16 protein-coding genes are annotated in these 18,305 nt (G+C 44.0%); 7 read left to right on the top strand and 9 right to left on the bottom strand.

The features are described from left to right. Positions 1 to 6 precede the first annotated feature (6 nt). From ABIE26_RS14640 to ABIE26_RS14665, 6 genes are all read right to left on the bottom strand, one after another. Positions 7 to 1,410, bottom strand: a complete 1,404-nt coding sequence (locus tag ABIE26_RS14640) for a TlpA family protein disulfide reductase (protein WP_354375918.1) — start codon at positions 1,408 to 1,410, stop codon at positions 7 to 9. Positions 1,411 to 1,412: 2 nt separating this feature from the next. Further along, on the bottom strand, positions 1,413 to 2,756 hold the full coding sequence (locus tag ABIE26_RS14645; protein WP_354375920.1) for a RagB/SusD family nutrient uptake outer membrane protein: 1,344 nt from the start codon (positions 2,754 to 2,756) through the stop codon (positions 1,413 to 1,415). 19 nt (positions 2,757 to 2,775) lie between these two features. Then, positions 2,776 to 6,351, bottom strand: a complete 3,576-nt coding sequence (locus ABIE26_RS14650) for a SusC/RagA family TonB-linked outer membrane protein (RefSeq protein ID WP_354375922.1) — start codon at positions 6,349 to 6,351, stop codon at positions 2,776 to 2,778. Between the two features lie 187 nt (positions 6,352 to 6,538). Then, a complete protein-coding gene (locus tag ABIE26_RS14655) occupies positions 6,539 to 7,660 on the bottom strand; it encodes a FecR family protein (RefSeq protein ID WP_354375924.1) in 1,122 nt (373 codons plus the stop codon). Positions 7,661 to 7,739: 79 nt separating this feature from the next. Continuing rightward, positions 7,740 to 8,306, bottom strand: a complete 567-nt coding sequence (locus tag ABIE26_RS14660) for an RNA polymerase sigma factor (RefSeq protein WP_354375926.1) — start codon at positions 8,304 to 8,306, stop codon at positions 7,740 to 7,742. 99 nt (positions 8,307 to 8,405) lie between these two features. Then, complete coding sequence (locus ABIE26_RS14665; protein ID WP_354375928.1) at positions 8,406 to 8,645, bottom strand: helix-turn-helix domain-containing protein; 240 nt, start codon at positions 8,643 to 8,645, stop codon at positions 8,406 to 8,408. A 113-nt stretch (positions 8,646 to 8,758) separates the two neighbouring features. Between ABIE26_RS14665 and ABIE26_RS14670 the strand changes: the two genes are divergently transcribed. Both ABIE26_RS14670 and ABIE26_RS14675 read left to right on the top strand, forming a co-directional pair. Then, positions 8,759 to 9,463 carry a response regulator transcription factor gene (locus ABIE26_RS14670; RefSeq protein ID WP_354375930.1) on the top strand — a complete coding sequence of 235 codons (705 nt, stop codon included), beginning with the start codon at positions 8,759 to 8,761 and terminating at the stop codon, positions 9,461 to 9,463. A 72-nt stretch (positions 9,464 to 9,535) separates the two neighbouring features. Then, complete coding sequence (locus tag ABIE26_RS14675) at positions 9,536 to 10,063, top strand: hypothetical protein (protein WP_354375932.1); 528 nt, start codon at positions 9,536 to 9,538, stop codon at positions 10,061 to 10,063. Between the two features lie 218 nt (positions 10,064 to 10,281). Here ABIE26_RS14675 and ABIE26_RS14680 read toward each other — a convergent pair whose 3' ends face one another. Both ABIE26_RS14680 and ABIE26_RS14685 read right to left on the bottom strand, forming a co-directional pair. After that, the gene (locus ABIE26_RS14680; protein WP_354375934.1) at positions 10,282 to 10,614 is read right to left on the bottom strand and encodes a hypothetical protein; all 333 of its coding nucleotides are present in this window, start codon (positions 10,612 to 10,614) and stop codon (positions 10,282 to 10,284) included. An 8-nt stretch (positions 10,615 to 10,622) separates the two neighbouring features. Continuing rightward, positions 10,623 to 11,417: a hypothetical protein gene (locus ABIE26_RS14685; protein WP_354375936.1), complete on the bottom strand. Its 795-nt coding sequence runs from the start codon at positions 11,415 to 11,417 to the stop codon at positions 10,623 to 10,625. A 663-nt stretch (positions 11,418 to 12,080) separates the two neighbouring features. Between ABIE26_RS14685 and ABIE26_RS14690 the strand changes: the two genes are divergently transcribed. From ABIE26_RS14690 to ABIE26_RS14710, 5 genes are all read left to right on the top strand, one after another. Beyond that, complete coding sequence (locus ABIE26_RS14690; RefSeq protein ID WP_354375938.1) at positions 12,081 to 12,728, top strand: DUF6908 domain-containing protein; 648 nt, start codon at positions 12,081 to 12,083, stop codon at positions 12,726 to 12,728. 67 nt (positions 12,729 to 12,795) lie between these two features. Next, positions 12,796 to 14,607 (top strand): ParB/RepB/Spo0J family partition protein, encoded by a 1,812-nt coding sequence (locus ABIE26_RS14695; protein ID WP_354375940.1) that lies wholly within the window; start codon positions 12,796 to 12,798, stop codon positions 14,605 to 14,607. A gap of 62 nt (positions 14,608 to 14,669) precedes the next feature. Then, complete coding sequence (locus ABIE26_RS14700) at positions 14,670 to 14,918, top strand: hypothetical protein (protein ID WP_354375942.1); 249 nt, start codon at positions 14,670 to 14,672, stop codon at positions 14,916 to 14,918. A gap of 382 nt (positions 14,919 to 15,300) precedes the next feature. Further along, positions 15,301 to 16,191 (top strand): helix-turn-helix transcriptional regulator, encoded by an 891-nt coding sequence (locus ABIE26_RS14705; RefSeq protein WP_354375944.1) that lies wholly within the window; start codon positions 15,301 to 15,303, stop codon positions 16,189 to 16,191. 19 nt (positions 16,192 to 16,210) lie between these two features. Further along, positions 16,211 to 16,477, top strand: a complete 267-nt coding sequence (locus tag ABIE26_RS14710; RefSeq protein WP_354375946.1) for a hypothetical protein — start codon at positions 16,211 to 16,213, stop codon at positions 16,475 to 16,477. Positions 16,478 to 16,838: 361 nt separating this feature from the next. Here the strand turns inward: ABIE26_RS14710 and ABIE26_RS14715 are convergent, their stop codons facing one another. After that, positions 16,839 to 18,290, bottom strand: a complete 1,452-nt coding sequence (locus ABIE26_RS14715; protein WP_354375948.1) for a C10 family peptidase — start codon at positions 18,288 to 18,290, stop codon at positions 16,839 to 16,841. Between the last annotated feature and the right edge of the window lie 15 nt (positions 18,291 to 18,305).

The raw sequence follows: 18,305 nt of genomic DNA on the forward strand, positions 1-18,305 counted from the left end.
CTATCCTCACCAATTAGCGACATGTTCACGTTGTCCAACGACTAATGTTCGGATAGCGCTTTCCCCATAGATCAAGTCAAATCCGACATTTTTTAACTCGGTTCTCAAATCCTCCAAATTATTGAGCACTTTTGTATAGTCAGGTAGGAACATAGTTATCTTACCATTAAAACCGGTATCATCAATAATTAAGGGTTCTTCTTGTCCGAATAAATCAGACGGAACAGATTGGAAGTAACTTCCAAATATTTCGTGTACCGTCAAGTTTTTGTATTCCAACTTTCCTTTTCCATTTGACGCGCCTTTGCTATGTGCCTTCCTCTTCACTCTAGCAGAGGTGGATACTACTTCATTTAGCTTGATTAACTTGAAACAATTCCTCATTCTGGTTGCGTAAAAAGCTTCTACTCCAAACATTTGATAAAAATATTTGTTCAAATCATCTCGCATAAATTTTTCACGTAAGCTATCCGGGATGTGCATTGGTAAAATCTGCTCATAACAGAGTCTCGTTCTACTGAATATACTGTCATCAATATTGTCATTGTAATACTTCGGGTTTTGCGACAATAATTTTGGCTTCTCCAAAATATAAAAATCCCCCATTAATATTATTTTGTTGTTTGCAAACTCGCTTTTATATGCTTCTTTTATGAATTCTTCTGCCTCCAAATTAATAAATGTTGTCCGTATGGTTTTTGAATTAGAATCAACGACATTTCGCTTTCCATAGGCATATGGCCCTCCATATTCACTATTGAATTCTTCAAAATATGAATTAAAACCTATGGATCCATGGGGAAGTTTAACAAGCGAATGCCTAATCAAATCTAACAATGGCGGGGAATCTCTAATAAAGGAAATAGTATCGCCATTGATTAGCTGCCTTATTTTTGTCGCGTTAGTATTTTCGGAGATTCCTCTCAATCTTACAACTCTATCCTTATCAAGCCAGACATGGAAGCCCGTTGAATACGTCGTTGGAAAATATTGATCAAGTTCTTTCGAAAACAACATCGTGAGATTGTCGGGTAGAACTTTTCTCCCGTCTCTGTTTTGAACTTTAATCCATTCTTCTATTTTCTCTTTACTTTCATAGGGATTAACCAATATTATTTCTACCTGATCCTCAAATTGCTCTTTAAGCTTTGACATTTTGGGAAATCCTTCAATGCAGGAACCGCAAGTTGTCATCCAAAAATCAAGTATTATTACTTTTCCCATTAGTTCGCTCCATTTTGTTTTACCTTTCAAGAATGGGCTTTCCTTTCCAGGATTAAAAATCATATCACCCAATAAAATATCAGGCATCACCTGCCCAACTTTTAATGCTTTGGAAGTATCTGACAAATTACCAGATGCAGAAAATGCGCAACCCACCAGATATAGTATTGCAATTATTACTCTCATAATCATCTTTCATTTTGTTGCATACCTGAACGTTGAATCACTTCCAACGGCAAAAGCCACACTGAACGCTTGTCGTTTGCTGGCAGAACATAAGTTTGTCCGTCAATAACTCTTTTTAATTCAATATTTTCCCCTTCTATGTTTAGCCTGCGAACATCAGTCCATCGGGATCCTCGATAAACCAATTCTTTACGTCTTTCCCGTAGAACCAACTGCAATGCTTCTTCTTTGTTATTTGCTGTACGATCCGTGAATTCATCCTTTTTCCATCGTTTGATGAGCAAAGCATTTAAAGCTAACATAGCTTCGCTCACCTTACCCGCCCGTGCATAACACTCTGCACGATTTAGATACATCTCATCTGTTGCAATGCCAGAAAATGGTTGAAATGCATAGGAAACAGAATAACTTCCGCGAAATGTAGGAGTTCCGGAATAGCCTGTCTTGAAATAAATACTTCTTCTTAAATCATCGTCTTCATACATTGCATAAAGCAATGTATCAATCGGAGGTTCGTAAGTAACAATATCGTCTTCATTTGTTGCATAATAAGCAATTTCAACATTATCTCTTGTGAACGCGGGTTCCAAAGCTGGATCGAGGTCATTAAAATCGACCAGGTCAGGAGACGCCTCCAAGTAGAGATTTGCATAGTGCAATGCTTGTTCATAATCTCTCATAGCCATAAAAGTTCTGCTTAGCAATCCATATGCTGACGCTTTGTATGGACGACTCACAAACTCACGGGTGGGCTTCAAATACCCAGCCGCAGCTTTTAAATCCTTTATAATTTGCTCGTACGTTTGCGCAACAGATGCGCGTTTAGAAGCAACCTCTAAATCAGGGACAATTCTCAGTGCTATTCCCGGATCAGTTGCAGCATCTGCGGTGTAAGGTTTGCAATACACCTGAGCGAGTTCGTAAAAGAAAAACGCTCGTAAAAACAAGGCTTGTCCCTTTATATAGTTCCGTTCAATTTCGCTGCCACCCTCAATTTTATCTAGTTCCTGCAAGACAACATTTGCATAATAAACCAGTCTATAACACTGTGCCCAGGGCCCATGATAGCTATTTTTGTCCCATAAATAAATCAGCCTTGACGGCTCATTAAGTGAACCATAATTTTCATTGTTGAGATAATATTCATCGGCGCCAGCAGTAGTTATTGAAATGTAATTTTGTGTATAAAGATCATTGTTTAGGATAGCTTGTAAATCCTTTAAAGTATTGATTGTAACTACTGATTTTACAGGTTTTTCGTCCAGGTATTTCTTGCAGCCAGAGGTTGACAGCTGAACTGCAACTAGGAAACCCACAATAGTATAGATATTGTATGTATTTTTCATTTTCTTTAAGTTAAAATCGTTAAAACCCAATTGATGTCCCGAAGGAAATCGTCCTTCGTGGCGGTATTTCTGATAAGGGGAAATCCGGATCAAGGTTAGTTTTCGATGCTCTCCATAGCATCCAATTTAAATTCCCCGCTACCAGAAATACATTAATTGACTTTACAGGAAACCTCGTATATGTATTTCTAATGAAGGTATATCCAAGGCGGATATCCTGGAGGCGAATATGATCCCCCCTTTCATAGTTCACTTCAGAAAATGCGTAAAATTCATCACGGTTTGCATTTGCCGGAAATGGCATCGAGGGGACGTTCGTTTTCGCTTCATCTCCAGGTGCCCTCCATCTGTTTAGGTAATCTGGATGTCCATCCCATCCATTATAAAGAGATGAATATGATAAAGCTGGCTTCCTGAAATAATACGCAGCCCTGAAGCTGATGTTGAATGACAGTTCAAAATTCTTATATGACAAAGAATTTAAAATATTGCCATAATGCATGGGATTTGGCGACCCGATATACGCTTGGTTATTCAGTGAATCCACAAATATTTTAGCATAATCTTTACTTATCAACTTGCCTAAGTAACCTTGTGGGTCACCATTTTGAGGATCAAGACCACCCCATTTGTATGCATAAATTGCGCCGTAAATATCTCCCTCTCGAATGCCTCCGGTACGTGGCGTAACCACATAAGTTCCAAAAAATTTTTCAACCTTCGTTTTTACGTGACTGTAATTTATAGATGCTGTCCATTTAAGTCCTATATTTACTAATTTTAGATGCACTCCAACATCAACGCCTTTGTTTTGGAGATTGGCAACATTTTTAAAAACATTTCCCCCGCTTATCCCCAATGTCGGATCTGCTGGAACTGAACTGATAACATCTCTAGATCTTCTATTGTAGACATCCAAGCTACCAGATACGCGACTTTTAAATAGGCTAAAATCGATACCGACATTCGTTGTCCTGACCGATTCCCATCGAAGATCGGGATTGGGAGGATTGGAAATAAACGCGAAAGGCAATTGATCTGTATTCAAACTACTGGAATATGTGAGAAGCGCCACTGCTGGAACGGTATTGTTCACATTTCCAGTATAGCCGTAAGATGCCCTTACCGCCAAGTTGTCAATCTGCGATATCCTGAAAAAGTCTTCATTGGATATAGTGTATTTTGTTCCAATCGACCATAAGGGTTTCCACTTGTTATTAGTTTTAACACCGAATAAATTTGAACCATCTCTTCGTACGCTGCCATAAATCGTGTACCTATTATTAAAAGTATAAGATGAGTTTGCAAGTATAGATACAAGTCTATCAGACCTTCCAATTGATTCAAGCCGGGCCGGTATCTGCGCAGCACCCCCAAAATATAATGGAAAAAGCGTTGAGTAATCGATTGTAGTGGAGTAAGTAAGATTTTCATTATTGTACCCATACAATCTGTTTGTGCTACTTGAGAGTTCAGTACCAATCACATCAGCAACCACAATGGCACTATAGGTGTGCTTTCCATTCCAATTTTTGTTTATTGACAATTGACCTCTAACGTTATGGCTTTGTAAATCGCCAAATCCTTTATCCAGTATCCCGCCCAGAGGAATATTTCTTTTAAAATCTCCCTTTGATGTATAACTATTGACTAAATCGCGTGCAAAATAAGTTTGTTCATTATAAAGTTGCGAGAGTGTAAGTTTTTGGTTACTATATTGGTATTTAATGTCTGCTTTTAACCAGCTTACAATGTTAACAGCCATTCCAATATTTAGCCGGAGAGTTGAGATATCCTGATTATTATCAACTAGATCTTTTTCATCGAGCGGCCTATAGTGCCAATCCAATAAGTTAGGGTTAGCTTCGGCGTCTATGAATGACATTGTGTATTTATAAGGAATTGGCAAATGTTTTCCATCATTATCTGCCAGCCGGGCGTAGGGATATAGTTTACTTCTTCTTCCAATCGGATTAACTATTGTTGACGTGAGCCCATCGAATACTGAATTTTCATTGATATAGCTAATGCCTGTTTGTATTTCCAAAAATTTAATCGGTTTAATATTCAGGCTGGAGTTAAGACTATAGCGCGCTTTAGCACCTGGCCCCTTAATGCTTGTTTTATTATAGTCAGTGCCTAGGCCAATATTATAGTTCAGGTTATTCGAACCGCCGGAGATATTAATGTAGTTTTGATTATTAATACTATTCCTTAGAACATACTTGTTATAATCATTCCGTACATCATATCCTCGTAGAACATTTAGCTGCTTTGTAGCTTCGGCCTCTGTGATAACACCCCGTCTTTTTTTGTCCATAATTTCTACAGCGGGCGATACCGTCAATATATTCGGTCGCTGCAAATAAATATCCTGAAACCCTTTATCAAAGAGGAATTGTTCGACATCAATAAAATCGCTACTGTTCATCCACGGGAAATACTCCATATCTGGTTTTGCTTCTATCTGAATACTCGATCTAACGTTAACAGCAAAACCACTGTTATACTTTCCTTTTTTTGTGGTAATAACAATTACGCCATTGCCAGCTTTAGCTCCCCAAACGGATGCCGATGCAGCGTCTTTCAATATTGAAATACTTTCGATATCATTAGGATTAATACTATTAACATCACCGCTAAATGGAAAGTCATCCAAAACAATTAGGGGGTTTGTTGGCGGCTGCCCGTTCAAATCTGTATTCGAACCAAGGGTAGCTATTCCTCGTAAATTCAGCCTGGGAACACTAGAGGAAGCCGTTTTTAAAAAAATCAAACCGTTAGTAGTACCATCCAATCTCGATAATAAGTCCCTGCTAACCGTACGTGCCAAAATCGTGCTATCTATGACCGTTGCAGAACCCACGAATCGTTCTGGCTTTATAGATTCGTAACCCGTATTGATCGGTAAGACCGTGACTTCCTTTAGCTGTGCCGTAGCGTCCACTAGCCTGATATTCGGCGTATAGTTGTTTTTTATTGGCACCTGTATCGTTATATAGCCAATGCTCGAAACGAGCAATACCGCGTTGTCATCCGGGACGTCAATCGCAAACCTGCCTTCGTGATCGCTCATGGTTCCGATTTCGGCGCCTTTTAATTTTATGGTAACCCCGGTTAACGGTTTACCGTTGCTGTCTGTAACGCGTCCCTTTATTGTTATATCTGCCTGGTGCCCGCCCGCCTTTACCGCGGGCGCGGCCTCCTTTATGATAACTGAATTTTCTGATACGGAGTAAACCAGTCCATGACCTTCCAGCACCTTTTCCATGACAGCTTTGAAATCCATGTTCTTGACCTGGATATTGACTGTTTTTTTATCTTTTACGACCCGGCTGGGAAAAAAGAATACATATGAGGTCTGGCGTTCAATGGTTTTAAAGACTTCCTCCAGCGGTGAATTTTTTACGTTCAGGGTGATTTGCTGGGCTTTAACCCTGCCTGTAACTTGCAAAAAGGTGATGAGCGTGAAAAAGGTAATGAGGTTTATACGCATAAGGACAGCTCTGAATTTAATGCGGTGCCGCTCCTTTGCGGAGCGGTGTTTTTTTTCTTCCCCATGGACAATAGGGAAGCGAGCATGATTTTTTTTCATACTTTTGGATGTTTGATGGTTAGTATTTAGTTGATCCCCTGAATTGGGGTGTGCTGACCGCAGACACTTGCCGGGGGCGTTCTGATCAACGCTTTCCGGTTTTTTTATGGCCTCAGTCTAAATTCTCTTTACATTCACTTTCAGCTGTTCATTGATTTTGGATATTGGTTGTACACTCTGTTAATTCTCACTTTATAACCAGTTCTTTGCCCCCTCTGCCCTGGCGGAGCTCATACCTCACGCCTCGGCTGTCGAGGATTTTCAGGAACGTGGAAAGACTGTTTTTCATTGAAATACCCCCCGTGTATACTTCCGGGTCAGGCTCATGTTCGTAAATCACCTTCAGGTCATACCATCTGCTTACCTGTCTCAGAATCGTTTTCAGGTCAGCATCCTTGAAACGGATCTGACCCTTTGACCATGCGTCGGCATATTCATCCGCCGCAGCTATGCGTGTTTTGTCTCCTGCTGTAATGGCCGCTTGGCCTGGGTTAAGGAATTTGCTTGGACTAAGCGAAGTGGAGATTTTTACCGATCCCTCCAGCAGCGAGGTCGTCGCCGCGTATTCGTCGGGATAGGATTGGACGTTGAAGCGCGTACCCAGCACCTGGATGCGCTGCTTCGGGGTTTCAACAATGAATGGGTGCTGGGCATCGTGGGCAACATCGAAATAGGCTTCGCCGCTCAACCGTACCACGCGCTGCTGCTGCCCCTTAAAGGTTGGCGCGAATGATAAGCTTGATGCGGCGTTGAGCCTGACTTTAGTACCATCGGACAAAACTAGCTGAAATTGTCCGGCATTTGGGGTAACAACGGTATTAACAACATTTTTAGGGCCATAGGCATTATCGTCATGCGAGTACATGGCCTCGCCATTTTTTATCGTTACGTTGCTACTGGACTGCACCAGGCGCCGCTCGCTCGCGGAATCAATCTCTACTTTCCTTCCGTCTCCCAGCACGAGCACCGCTTTCTTTCCTCCCGGATTTACATCATCCAGCCGCTGGTAAACCACCATCCTCTCCACCTTTTCAGGTTTCAGCAGGTACATGGTGCCCAGAACCACCAGCAGTACAGCCGCCGCAGCGGATGCATATTGCAGCAGTCGCCGCCGGGATTGCTTCCGTTCAATTTTGGACTGGATATTTTCCCATGCCTGGTCGGAAAACTGCTCGTAATAAATTCCGTCTTTTTCTTCGCGTTGGAGGGGAATAAGGTTATAGGCCGATTCCACAAAAGCCCGCTCCTCCGGGGTACACTCCCCGGAACGGTACTTTTCAATCAGTTGTTTGGCCCTCAATTTATCCATGTTACCCCATAATCGTTTGCGCGGTCTGTAACTAAGACAACCCGTTATTTAAAAAGTAGTATCTAAAAAGAGATTTTTTTCAGAAAAAATTCATCAGCAGGCTACGGAGGTTAACCCGAAGGATACGCAAGGCATTGGAAACCTGCTTACGTACTGTATTTGGGGCAACGTTGAGCACCGAAGAGATTTGCTCGTAAGTAAGGTCACCACGGCGGCTCAGCAGGAAAACCTCCCGCATTTTTTCCGGCAGCCGCTGGATTTCCCCCTCAATCCGTTGTAGCAATATCACGTCGGGGTCTTCTTCCTGGGTTTCTTTTTTCAGCCGCAGGGATTCCGCTTTGAAACCCTCCAGCATTTTTGCGATGTGCTTTTCTTTCTTCAGCTTGTTCAGCACACTGTTTCGCACCGCCGCATACAGATAAGGTTTCAGGTTACACGTAACCGTTATGCACTCCCGCCGGTTCCAGAAATGGATGAATACTTCCTGTATTGCGTCGCGGGCATCGTCTTCATCGCCCAGGATATTCAATGCATGTACTATCAGTACCCCCGAATACCGGTTATAAATCAGACTAAAGGCAGCCTGGTCACCCATTTTTGTGAGCTCTAGCAGATCATGATCCGATAATGCACTGAATTTGTCCATTCCCTGTATATGTAATACCACTGCGAGCGCAGTGCTAAATTACAAAATATTAAACTTTAGTTAAAATTGTAATAACTCAGCTGCATTGGAGAACAGTGATTAATCAATCATGTCAATAATGGTCGAGGGGATTAGCTGATCGGCTTTGATTTGAAGGCCTTTGCACAGTTTCAGGATTGTCATCAGTTCCAATGACTTCTTCCCGTTTTCCAGTTTGCTTATTTCTGAATGATCTATCGCCGTGAGTGCATCGAGTTGCTGAACAGTCATCTTTTTTGATTCTCGGATGTTCCGGAGATTCTGCCCGAATTTTATAAGTATTTCTGATTTGTCAGCCATGGCCAGTTGCAAGATCAGCCGAAAAAACAATAATCTTTGTGGGCGTTCGCCCACAATTTGTATTTTTTTCAGTAATTTCAGGGTAATACTTCACTTTCAACAATTTGTAGCTTATGGACAAGTTAAAAGCCTTGGTAGCCTGTGGCAACAACACCGCATTGAAGGAACGCCTCCCCGGGAATATCAACCTATGTTATACCTTTTGTGTGAATGGTAAGATGGCATTTCAGAAATTCCAGCGTTCAAAATGGGATTTATTGATCATTAACGAAGATCTTCCTTTTCTTCCCGGGGTGGATCTTACCCGAAAGATTCGCCGGCATAACGAACAGATACCCCTTGTCTTTCTTAAAGACCAAATGTATAATGAATCCGCACTCTGGGCAGGTGCTGATATTGTGCTGGATAAAGACTTTAACCCAGAGATTTTTTCCCTTCAGGCAGCGGCATTATTGAAACGAAGTCTGTATACTTTCCCGCTCCAGCCCTGCAGGTTTGGATCATACACCTTCGATCCCAGGACGGGAACGATCACCTCAGCTGATGATAAGCCCCATATACGGCTTACTGCCCGGCAAGCTAAACTATTCCATTTTTTACTCATGCATGTAAACCACACGCTCTATCGTTCGGAAATCCTCCGCTTGATATGGCAGAAAGACAGTTATTTCAACGGTCGAAGTATGGATACTGTAGTAACAAAGCTGAGAAGGAACCTCGCCGCTATTCCTGAACTTCTCATCCATACCATTCATGGAATAGGTTTTCGTGTTGAATTCCAGCCTTTAGCTGATCGTCAAATAGGAAAGGCTTGTTGATCTATAACATATTTACATTCAAATCGTTATACAAACAATACAGTTAACCTTTTATAAACCAAATTCCTTAGTATGAAAAAAATGTGGCTAATCCCCGTATTATTATCACTATTACTGGCCTGCTCCCCCCCTGAATTCACGAGCGAACAAGCCCTGCGAATATTACAAGAGGAAGGCACTTATCCTAAAACTGGAGATTACGTATTCAACCTCGCTGACCCCGATGTTGCCAGGCGTGCCCTTGCCACTGGACTGGAAGCCCAGGGATACATTACAGTCAGGAAAAGCTGGACAATGGCTAACGAGGCCGAACCATTTATCACTTTTACTGAGAAGGCACGCCCATACCTGCTAGGCACACCAAAAGGTGAAGATTCAGCAAAAATGAGGATAGTTCGAACTTCCACATGGGAAATTGATCAGATCACAAAAATTGAAAAGATTGATGATTCTCATGCTGTGGCGAACTACACCATGAGAAGTAAACATATCACCCCTTTCGCTGCGCTTAGCCCCAACCGTGCGACAACACGAAAGAATTTTGCAGAATTCGAGTTTACAGGTGGAAAATGGCAGCTTCAGAAAAGGACAGAAAAATAACCTCACGAAAAAGGGGGAACCCATCGGTTCCCCCTGCTGCCACTGATAGTTGAACAATACGTAAATGTGGCAGGTATTATAGATTCGCGTTTGGTTTCAGATATGCGGCTTAGTGCTTGATTCCATGGGAGCCAAGATTGGCTCCTTTTTTTTTTTTTGCTTATGAAAAAACTACATGCTCTACCTACATCAGTAACACACAAAATATTGATCGGGAATCATTCCCTTTCCAAGATCATAAAATCCCCGATGAGCACCTCTCGTGAAACACCCTTGCAAAATTCTTCCCACGCTTGCCGGTGAAATTCCTCTCCCTGCATCGCTATGATCCATTCCACCCGCTGCCTGACATCGTCTCCCGGTACTATGTAATTTCTATTAAACGGCAATTTGTCCAAACGAACCACCCTGTTCACCGGCACCTTCAGAAATCCCTTAAGGTAATGCACACCCTTGTCATTGATTACCTCTGCGAAAGTTTGCTTTCCCCGGATTTCTACCGTCAGTATTTGACCGGCTCTAAATTGGGTATCTTCTCCATTGAACATCATATTGAAATTTAATTATTTTTCCGTCGCATGAGTTTTCTCTTCATTTCACGGCACGCATGGGCTTTCTCTTTCATTTCTGCCTGGCTCAAAACCTCACCATCTTTTAGAAAGTGAATTGAAATGTCACGGCAAACCATTTCCCATCGCTGCCGGTGTATTTCTGCTCCCTCTCTCTGCATTTTCATAGTAGTGGTACTATGGGCTTCAGCATTACTGTACCGAATATTTCCTCTTATATAGGGTACTGCCTTTACAGGGATAACTCTACATCTTACGCGTAGATCGGCCAACATCCCTCTGAAATAAAGCTGTCCCTTGAAGGAAAATACCTCTGCGTACGTTTCAGTCCCGTCGAACAGCCTAAAGGTCACAATTTGACCAGCCTTGTACTCTTCCTTCGGTTGACCAGCCTTGTACTCTCCCTCCGGTTGAGCAGCCTGGCACTCTCCTTTCGGCTTTACAGCCTTTTCTATTTCCGTCAGACAAAAAACTTTGTGTTTCTTCTGAAAATGATTTGGTAGTCCGCAGCAAACCTTGTCCCACAGTTTTCGATGATGATCACGCACATCATCCGCAATACCATTCAGCGCTGTAGAAAAGTCTTCTGTATCGTAACTTACGTTAATCTTCGTACGCCGCATTGCCTTTACATCGATCACCCTGCACCCACTGGCTGGATCCTCAAATACCCCTCTCAGAAACAATTTATCCCTGTAACAAAAGACCCTCGCAAAAGTCTTCATTCCACCAGGAAGCATAAAAGTGACTATTTGACCTTCCTCAAAGACTCTACTTTTCATCATATTCCATTTAAAGTTAATGATGCTTCATTTTACCCGCCGGGACTGGTCGGTACTATTCAATACTTACTTTTCTACATCATTTCAGCCTAAATATTTTCGTAGTCAAAATCCACCCACTTCCGGCATTTTGAAAAGACAATGAACAGACCAAAAATGATCCATCCTTTTGGGAAGGTCATGGATGCTAAAACAAAACTAAATGTGCAGAATAAGCCCTGCAAAACTACAGGCGAATACTTCCTTTTGAAGTTAACCCTCTGTTAACCCACTCCCATGCATACACGTTTGAAACCACTGCATTAACCGCTTTCTGTAAACATGTCTGACTGGCATTTAAACGCCATCCTGCCGACTGCGCCCACTAATATGCTTCCAAGAAAAACGGGGCAAAAGCGCAGCAAACCTAATGCGTCCAGCCCGCCCGCAAAAGCCGCCAATAAAACTTTGCAATGAACGGTTTCCCCCCTAAAGGGCCCCCCCATTAAGTGCAAACTTTTCTTGGCCTTGGCCATTGGACGCATTGAATGGTTGCTTTCTTTTTTCCCTTTTTTTCTTTTGGAAGCATGTCAGAAAAAAAAGAAAGAATAAAAAAAAGCCCGAAAACGCGGCTGTATCAACAACAAAAGCGGGGAGCGCGGCCGTAACAAGAAGCGCACATCAGATATGAAAAAATTAAACAAACAAGCAACAGAAGTTTTCGCACAACTGATAACAGGTCTTAAAGATGGTTATTGCAAAATCGAAAATGCATTCTTTATGCCACTGACGATAGAAAAAATCGGACAGGCCGCGATAACCGGGCTGGGTAATACTGACCTGTATAGCCTTTGCCATTACTATATACAGAATGGGGATTTAATGCAAGACCCTGAAATGTGCTTTATGGTGATTGACAACCGGACTGAAACGCAAACCGACCTCAGCCTGATCAAAATCATTCCCTACATGTATGTTTTGGCCAGCATCGGCGTGTTCGAGGAAAGTGTCACCCTTGAAAATAACGAGGTTAAAAACTTCAACCTGAAACAGCAGGCCGATCATGCAAAGTTTGCTAACCGATGGCTCATCAACATCAAACAACAAGGGTTTTTAGACATCGACCACCTGAAGTGCCAATTTAATTTCCAGATCAATACAGACCGTAGATCATGGGATGAAGTTCCTGTACGATCAAAATGGTTCGAAAACCGTATCCAAGCCGTAAAACTTGCCTACAGGGTGGCAAAACGATATACCGCAGAGGTAAGGTTAACCGAAGGTACCCACCCATTTACCACCAGCGGCAGTTATTTCTCACACACAGATTTATAAAGGCGATCTCAGCCGCCGGTGCCGGCGGCTGATCTGCCTATCCTTTAACATTTAAATATTTACAATCATGTCAACAAAAACATCAAACAAAAAGCAAAGCAAACCATCTGCGAAAAAAAACCTTAATCTGAAATACGATCTGAACCCCTTTAATACTGAAGGAACGCCAATTGAAGTTTCCCCGGAACAGGTAGATATCGGCCCGCTCAACTACCGTAAAATCTTTAACGAAAAAGATTTGCAGGACTTCGCGGCAGACCTTGCTTTGCACGGGGTAATACATGCCATCGTGGTGCGCAAAATGCCAAGCGGCCGTTTGGAACTGGTTGTCGGGGAACGCCGCCTGCGCGCCGCCCGTATCGCCGGGCTTAAAGCCATTCCGGCAGTGGTACGTCTGCTCACTGACGAGCAGGTAGAAGAACTGATGCTGGCTGAAAACCTGCAACGTGAGAACCCACACCCCCTGCATGAAGCGCAAGGGATAGAGCGCCTGTACAAAGCCCAAAAGCCCATCGATGAAATTGCCGCCCGCCTTGGGAAATCCAAATCCTTCGTATACAGTCGCCTGAAATGGGCGGAGCTGATCCTGCCGCTACAGGAAATTTTTCTGGCCGACCTGCTGGGTGTAAAGGAGGTCAACGACCTTGCATTCCTTTCGGCGGATTCCCAGCAGGAATTCTTTAACCAGTATTGCGCAGATTGGCAGGAGCCGGACTTTCAGTTGGGCAACATCAGGCAGGCAATCACGCAGTACAAGTATGACCTGAAAAAGGCGCCATTTGACACCGGCGATAAAACACTCCTGCCCGATGCCGGGGCCTGCACACATTGCCCCTTCAATTCGGCAACGCTGAAAACATTGTTCCCCGAAATGGCTACGCATGCCACCTGTACCCACAAGGTGTGCTACAAGAGCAAATGCACGGCGCATATTCAGCGGAGCATTGCCGCGGTAATCGCCCAGCACCAGCCCGTGGCACTGGTCGTATCAGGCCATCTTTCCGAAGATGCCCGCATGGTGGTGGATTCCATGCCCGAAACCAACGCCCTGCCCGAACACAGTTTGTACGAGGTCTACCTGCGCTACGCCCCAGCGCCGCCTGAAAAAGAAGATCATACCTATTACGATGAAGATGGCGAAGAAGAATTTGACGAAAGCAGTTTCAATATCGCCCAGCAGGAATACGAACAGGATTTGGCCGAATACCAAAACAAAATTGAATCCGGCACCCTGACAAAGGCCGTACTTGTCAAATCCGATGGGGCAAGCCTCGCGTATTTTAGCGAAGGCGGCGGCTGCACGAAAGAGAAAACCGTTACCGCCAAAGACGTACAGCAAGCCATTAAAAGCGGCACAGTTACGCACGATATGCTGGCCGGGGAGATTGTCCGCATTGAGGCACGCGAAAAAAGGGCTAAGGAAATTGACCGCGATAAAGTACAACAGCAGGTCTTCGACGCCGTAGAAGAAAGTCTGAAAAATAAGGATACCGAATTCACCCTTACCGACGCCGACCTTACCGCCGCCCGCCTGCTCATTTACCAGTCCTTAGGATGGGATGCACGCAACACTGTGCAGAACATGCTTTTTAATGGTATTGCCCACACGGACAATGAAGCGTTTTTAACGGCGCTGGCCGGCCTCACAGATGGGCAGTATGCCTACATGATACGCATGGCGCTGGCCTGCAAATCCGAATGTAAAATACCCGGGCAAATCAGTGGAGCAAGCCTGTACAAGGTAGCCGAGGCCGCAGGCGTAGACGTTGCGGCCATAGAAACCGCACAGACCAAAAAAGCGAAAGAGCGGGAGCAGAAACTAAAGCCCCGTATTGCAGACCTGAAAAAAAGGGCTAAAAAGTTCAAAAAGGCGGCCTAGCTACCTTCCGGGGGCGCAGCCGGAAAAGGTGCGCAATTTTTTAAACCTAAAAATGCATCCGTATGGAAACAATCTTCGGCCTCCGGCACCTCCAGCTTTACGGCATTGTCCTTATTACCCTGTCACTGGTGATCTGTTACCTCACCGGCCGTATGGTCTATTACTTCCGGCTGAAAGCAGCCTATCGTCCGCCCCGGTATCTGGTAGCCATTTTGATGTGTGCGTTGTCTTGGGTGTTATTTTTCACCGCACGGCTGATCCTTGTGGCCGCTCTGTTGCTATTGCTCATGGACTGGCTTGCTTTCCTGTAGGCGATCCGCTATAACCTGAACAGGGTATTGGAAGTTCTGATTGACCTCAACTGCCCCCGGCGGCCGCGCTGCGCGCGGGATATGGTGCGCGGTGGATCAGCCTGCCTGCACTGTTGCTGGCCGATCCGCCGCGCGAGGCTTTTATGACTTTCCTTATGATTCGCTTCCATCCGCTATACTCAAACATGTTTGTGAATCAATACTTTATCAGAATATTTTTTGGCCGTTAGCCTAAATGTTTGTTAATTCGGTGAGCTGAAATTAATAGTACCACCAGGAAACTTTGTCTCCACCCTAAACCACCATCATGCTGCTGGATAATTTATCTAATGATCCGCCGGCATCCGTTCCGGAAATATTCAAAAATAAGATCATACAACCTTTGTCGCCGGTTCTCCACGAATACCGGGGATGTCAGGTATTGATCCAATTTTTTAAAGGGAGGCTGATCCATGCCGCCATCGTTGAAGCCGTTACGCCAGACAGTCCGGTTTTCGGCCTGACGGGTCGCCCCCGCACATATGGACTGATCAGCCTGCTCTCAGGAAGTCTTACCCTGAACGCCGCCGGAACTGGCTGCACTTTAATCCCGGGGGTTTCAAAGCTCATTGACTTGAATACTGCTAAAATATCTATCTCTCATCCCGGCACACGTTTCGCCGTAGTGTACTGGAATGCAAACGTCTCCTTAGATGAGCTGACGGCACAGAATCTGGATCGCTTTTCAGTACTATCCGCGGAAGACCAGCGGGTGCTGACCACATCCAGAGCCCTACCCGAAAGTTGCAAGGCAAATATCTACGAAGCACTCCTGGAATCTGTCATATACCGCGCCTTTGAACAACTGGAAGACCGTAACCTGCAACTTGAACATCCAGACCACTTCACCCGGGAAGCCATACTGCTCCAGCGACAATATGACCTGTACTTCGGCAGGCCAAAAATCCTTCGGGCCTATGTCAAAGACAGAAAAAAACAGAAAGTTGCCTCGCGGTTCCGTGCGCTCTTCGATCTAACCCCGCATGAGTACCTGACCAGGACGCGGCTCAATTACGCCAAAGATCTGCTGATCAGGACGAACTTATCCATACAGGAAATCGCCTGGGAAATCGGGTTTGAATCTGCGAGCACGCTTAACCGGAAATTCACGGTCGAATTCCAAATTACACCCACTAATTTTCGCAGAGCTTTCAAAAACAAAAACCATCCAATTTTGCCCAATGAAAGTGTTAAGACAACTTTTAGTATGCCTGGTAATCACCGGGTGCAGTGATTTCGAATATGGCCCTTATATGCCACCCGACCGATCGCATAACGTAAAGGGCATTGTAATTGAACAAATGCCCCAGTGCCCGCGCGCTATGCTGGTCATGATTCAGCTAATGGTCAGCAACGACACCGTATGCAGCTACATTCAAAACGATTCCTTCCGGATACCAGGACAACAGATCATTTTCGATATGTCCGTCCGCACCGGACAGAAAACGCTAATGGGCTGCAGGGATACCCTGCCTGAAATGGTCTCTGTCTATAACCTCCGGTATCCAGAGGAACCATAACTTCGGAAACTAAATTCCCTTTAATATTTCTAGCGTCTCTGCCGCGTGTAAAACCTGTTGTCCAAAAAATCCAGTATTAACAACAACAATTCTCAACCTCCTGCGCACCGAATTCGAAAAGAATATGATGAATGCCTTTAAGAATCTGGATGACCTGCTCAGAACCTGCAAGCCCTAGTAACTATATAAACAGTCAGTTTTACCGCCACTTACGAGCAAAAAAGCCGTCCCTCACGGGACGGCCCATAGCAATGTAGTAAAGGGCCTACTTCCACTGCCAAAAACTCAGCCATTTGCAATCGCCGGTAACTTTTTACCTAGGTAAACTTGCGTTGATCAGTTCTAATTCATACCGTCTCGCTTAGCGGTACCAGAGATCGAAGATAATGTCTTGTGCATGCAGGTAATTAATACTCGGGTCAATAACACCAGAACCATCACCAAAGTTCAATTTGTACCATCCGTTAAAGTAGCCATCCCACCCAAAATTAAAATGAAACGTCTCATCGATATTTATGTTATATCGATACGCATAACCAGGAATCGGGGTTGTGTCTGTTGATCGCAAAATTCTCCAACCGTCAATTAACCAGGCATGACATTCTGAATAATATCTTGTCTTAAAAATCCACCATCCGGTTTGGCCGATTACTTTGCAGCCACCAGCCATAATAGGGGTAGACGGTCTCCCTGGGATATACATGGTAGGTTCGATAGGTTCCAGCCTGCCTCTGATCCAGGTACCATACTGTTCAAGGGTTCCATAGGGGTTATCGTTGTTACTAACATATCCCGCTTGAATGCCAAGTTGGTTAAATACATTCTTTGCCATTTCCATACTGGCACCCGAACCGTTACAGCCATAGCTCATTCCCAGCAAGTTCCCCAGATCACTCATTAACCTGGCAGTTTCTGGGCTACCCGAATAATTATTCATAGATGCCCAGTTCCAGTTGTAGATAGTTGGAACTTTATAGATTGACAACACCTGCGCCATCGCTGTTGCAACACAACCAGTTGGGGCCTTACCTGAACCGCAAGCTAATGGGACTAGATCATTATATCCTGCACCCTGTCCCCAAATTGTTTCAACCGTCGGCCCATAGTTTTTTATATAGAAAGTATATCCGGGATAACAAGTCCACGATTTCGGTAACGGGAACGTCCATTCTTCATCACATTCTTCTTCAAAAGTAGCAGATGTTTTGGCTTGCGAGGTTCGGCCAGAATGTGAGGAACTTAGATTTACATTAGGGCTTTTCCTTAAAAATTTGTTTTCCTTGAATTTCTTAATCGAACTGGCGGCATGGTGTAAATAATTAACAAACGCCGCCGGAGCATCCATGTTTTCGGTAAGTGTGATTTCATTGTCTAGGGTTACAATTACATCTCCAAACCTTTTATCGGAAGATATAACGCTCGCCCCACCTCCTTCATAATTGATTAAATATAGCAACGGCTCCTCAGCAGAACTTTGCTTGCCAGTTGCTGATGTTAATGCGGCATTTTGAACTTGCTCAGAGTAGATATAATAGTTTTTGACCCTCTTAGCAGTAGTGGTTACTTCCTGAATGTTAGACATTTTTCGGGCGCCCGCCGGAAGAGATGATCTTGTTGCTTCACGTCCAGGTGCGGTTGTCTTTGTCGCTAGTGATAATGCTTGTTCCAGGCTGATAAAATTGGAATCTAATTTTGCTACCAGTCTGGTGTCGATTTCTGTGCCCAGAGGATTTTCAGTAGTTTGATCAGCTTTTTTACAAAATGAAAGAAATAGGGTAAAGAATAAAAACGTTAAGATTTTGTTTTTTAACATAAATGGTTCGGAAAG

This window comes from Pedobacter africanus, from assembly GCF_040548825.1.
Taxonomy (GTDB): Bacteria; Bacteroidota; Bacteroidia; order Sphingobacteriales; family Sphingobacteriaceae; genus Pedobacter; species Pedobacter africanus_A.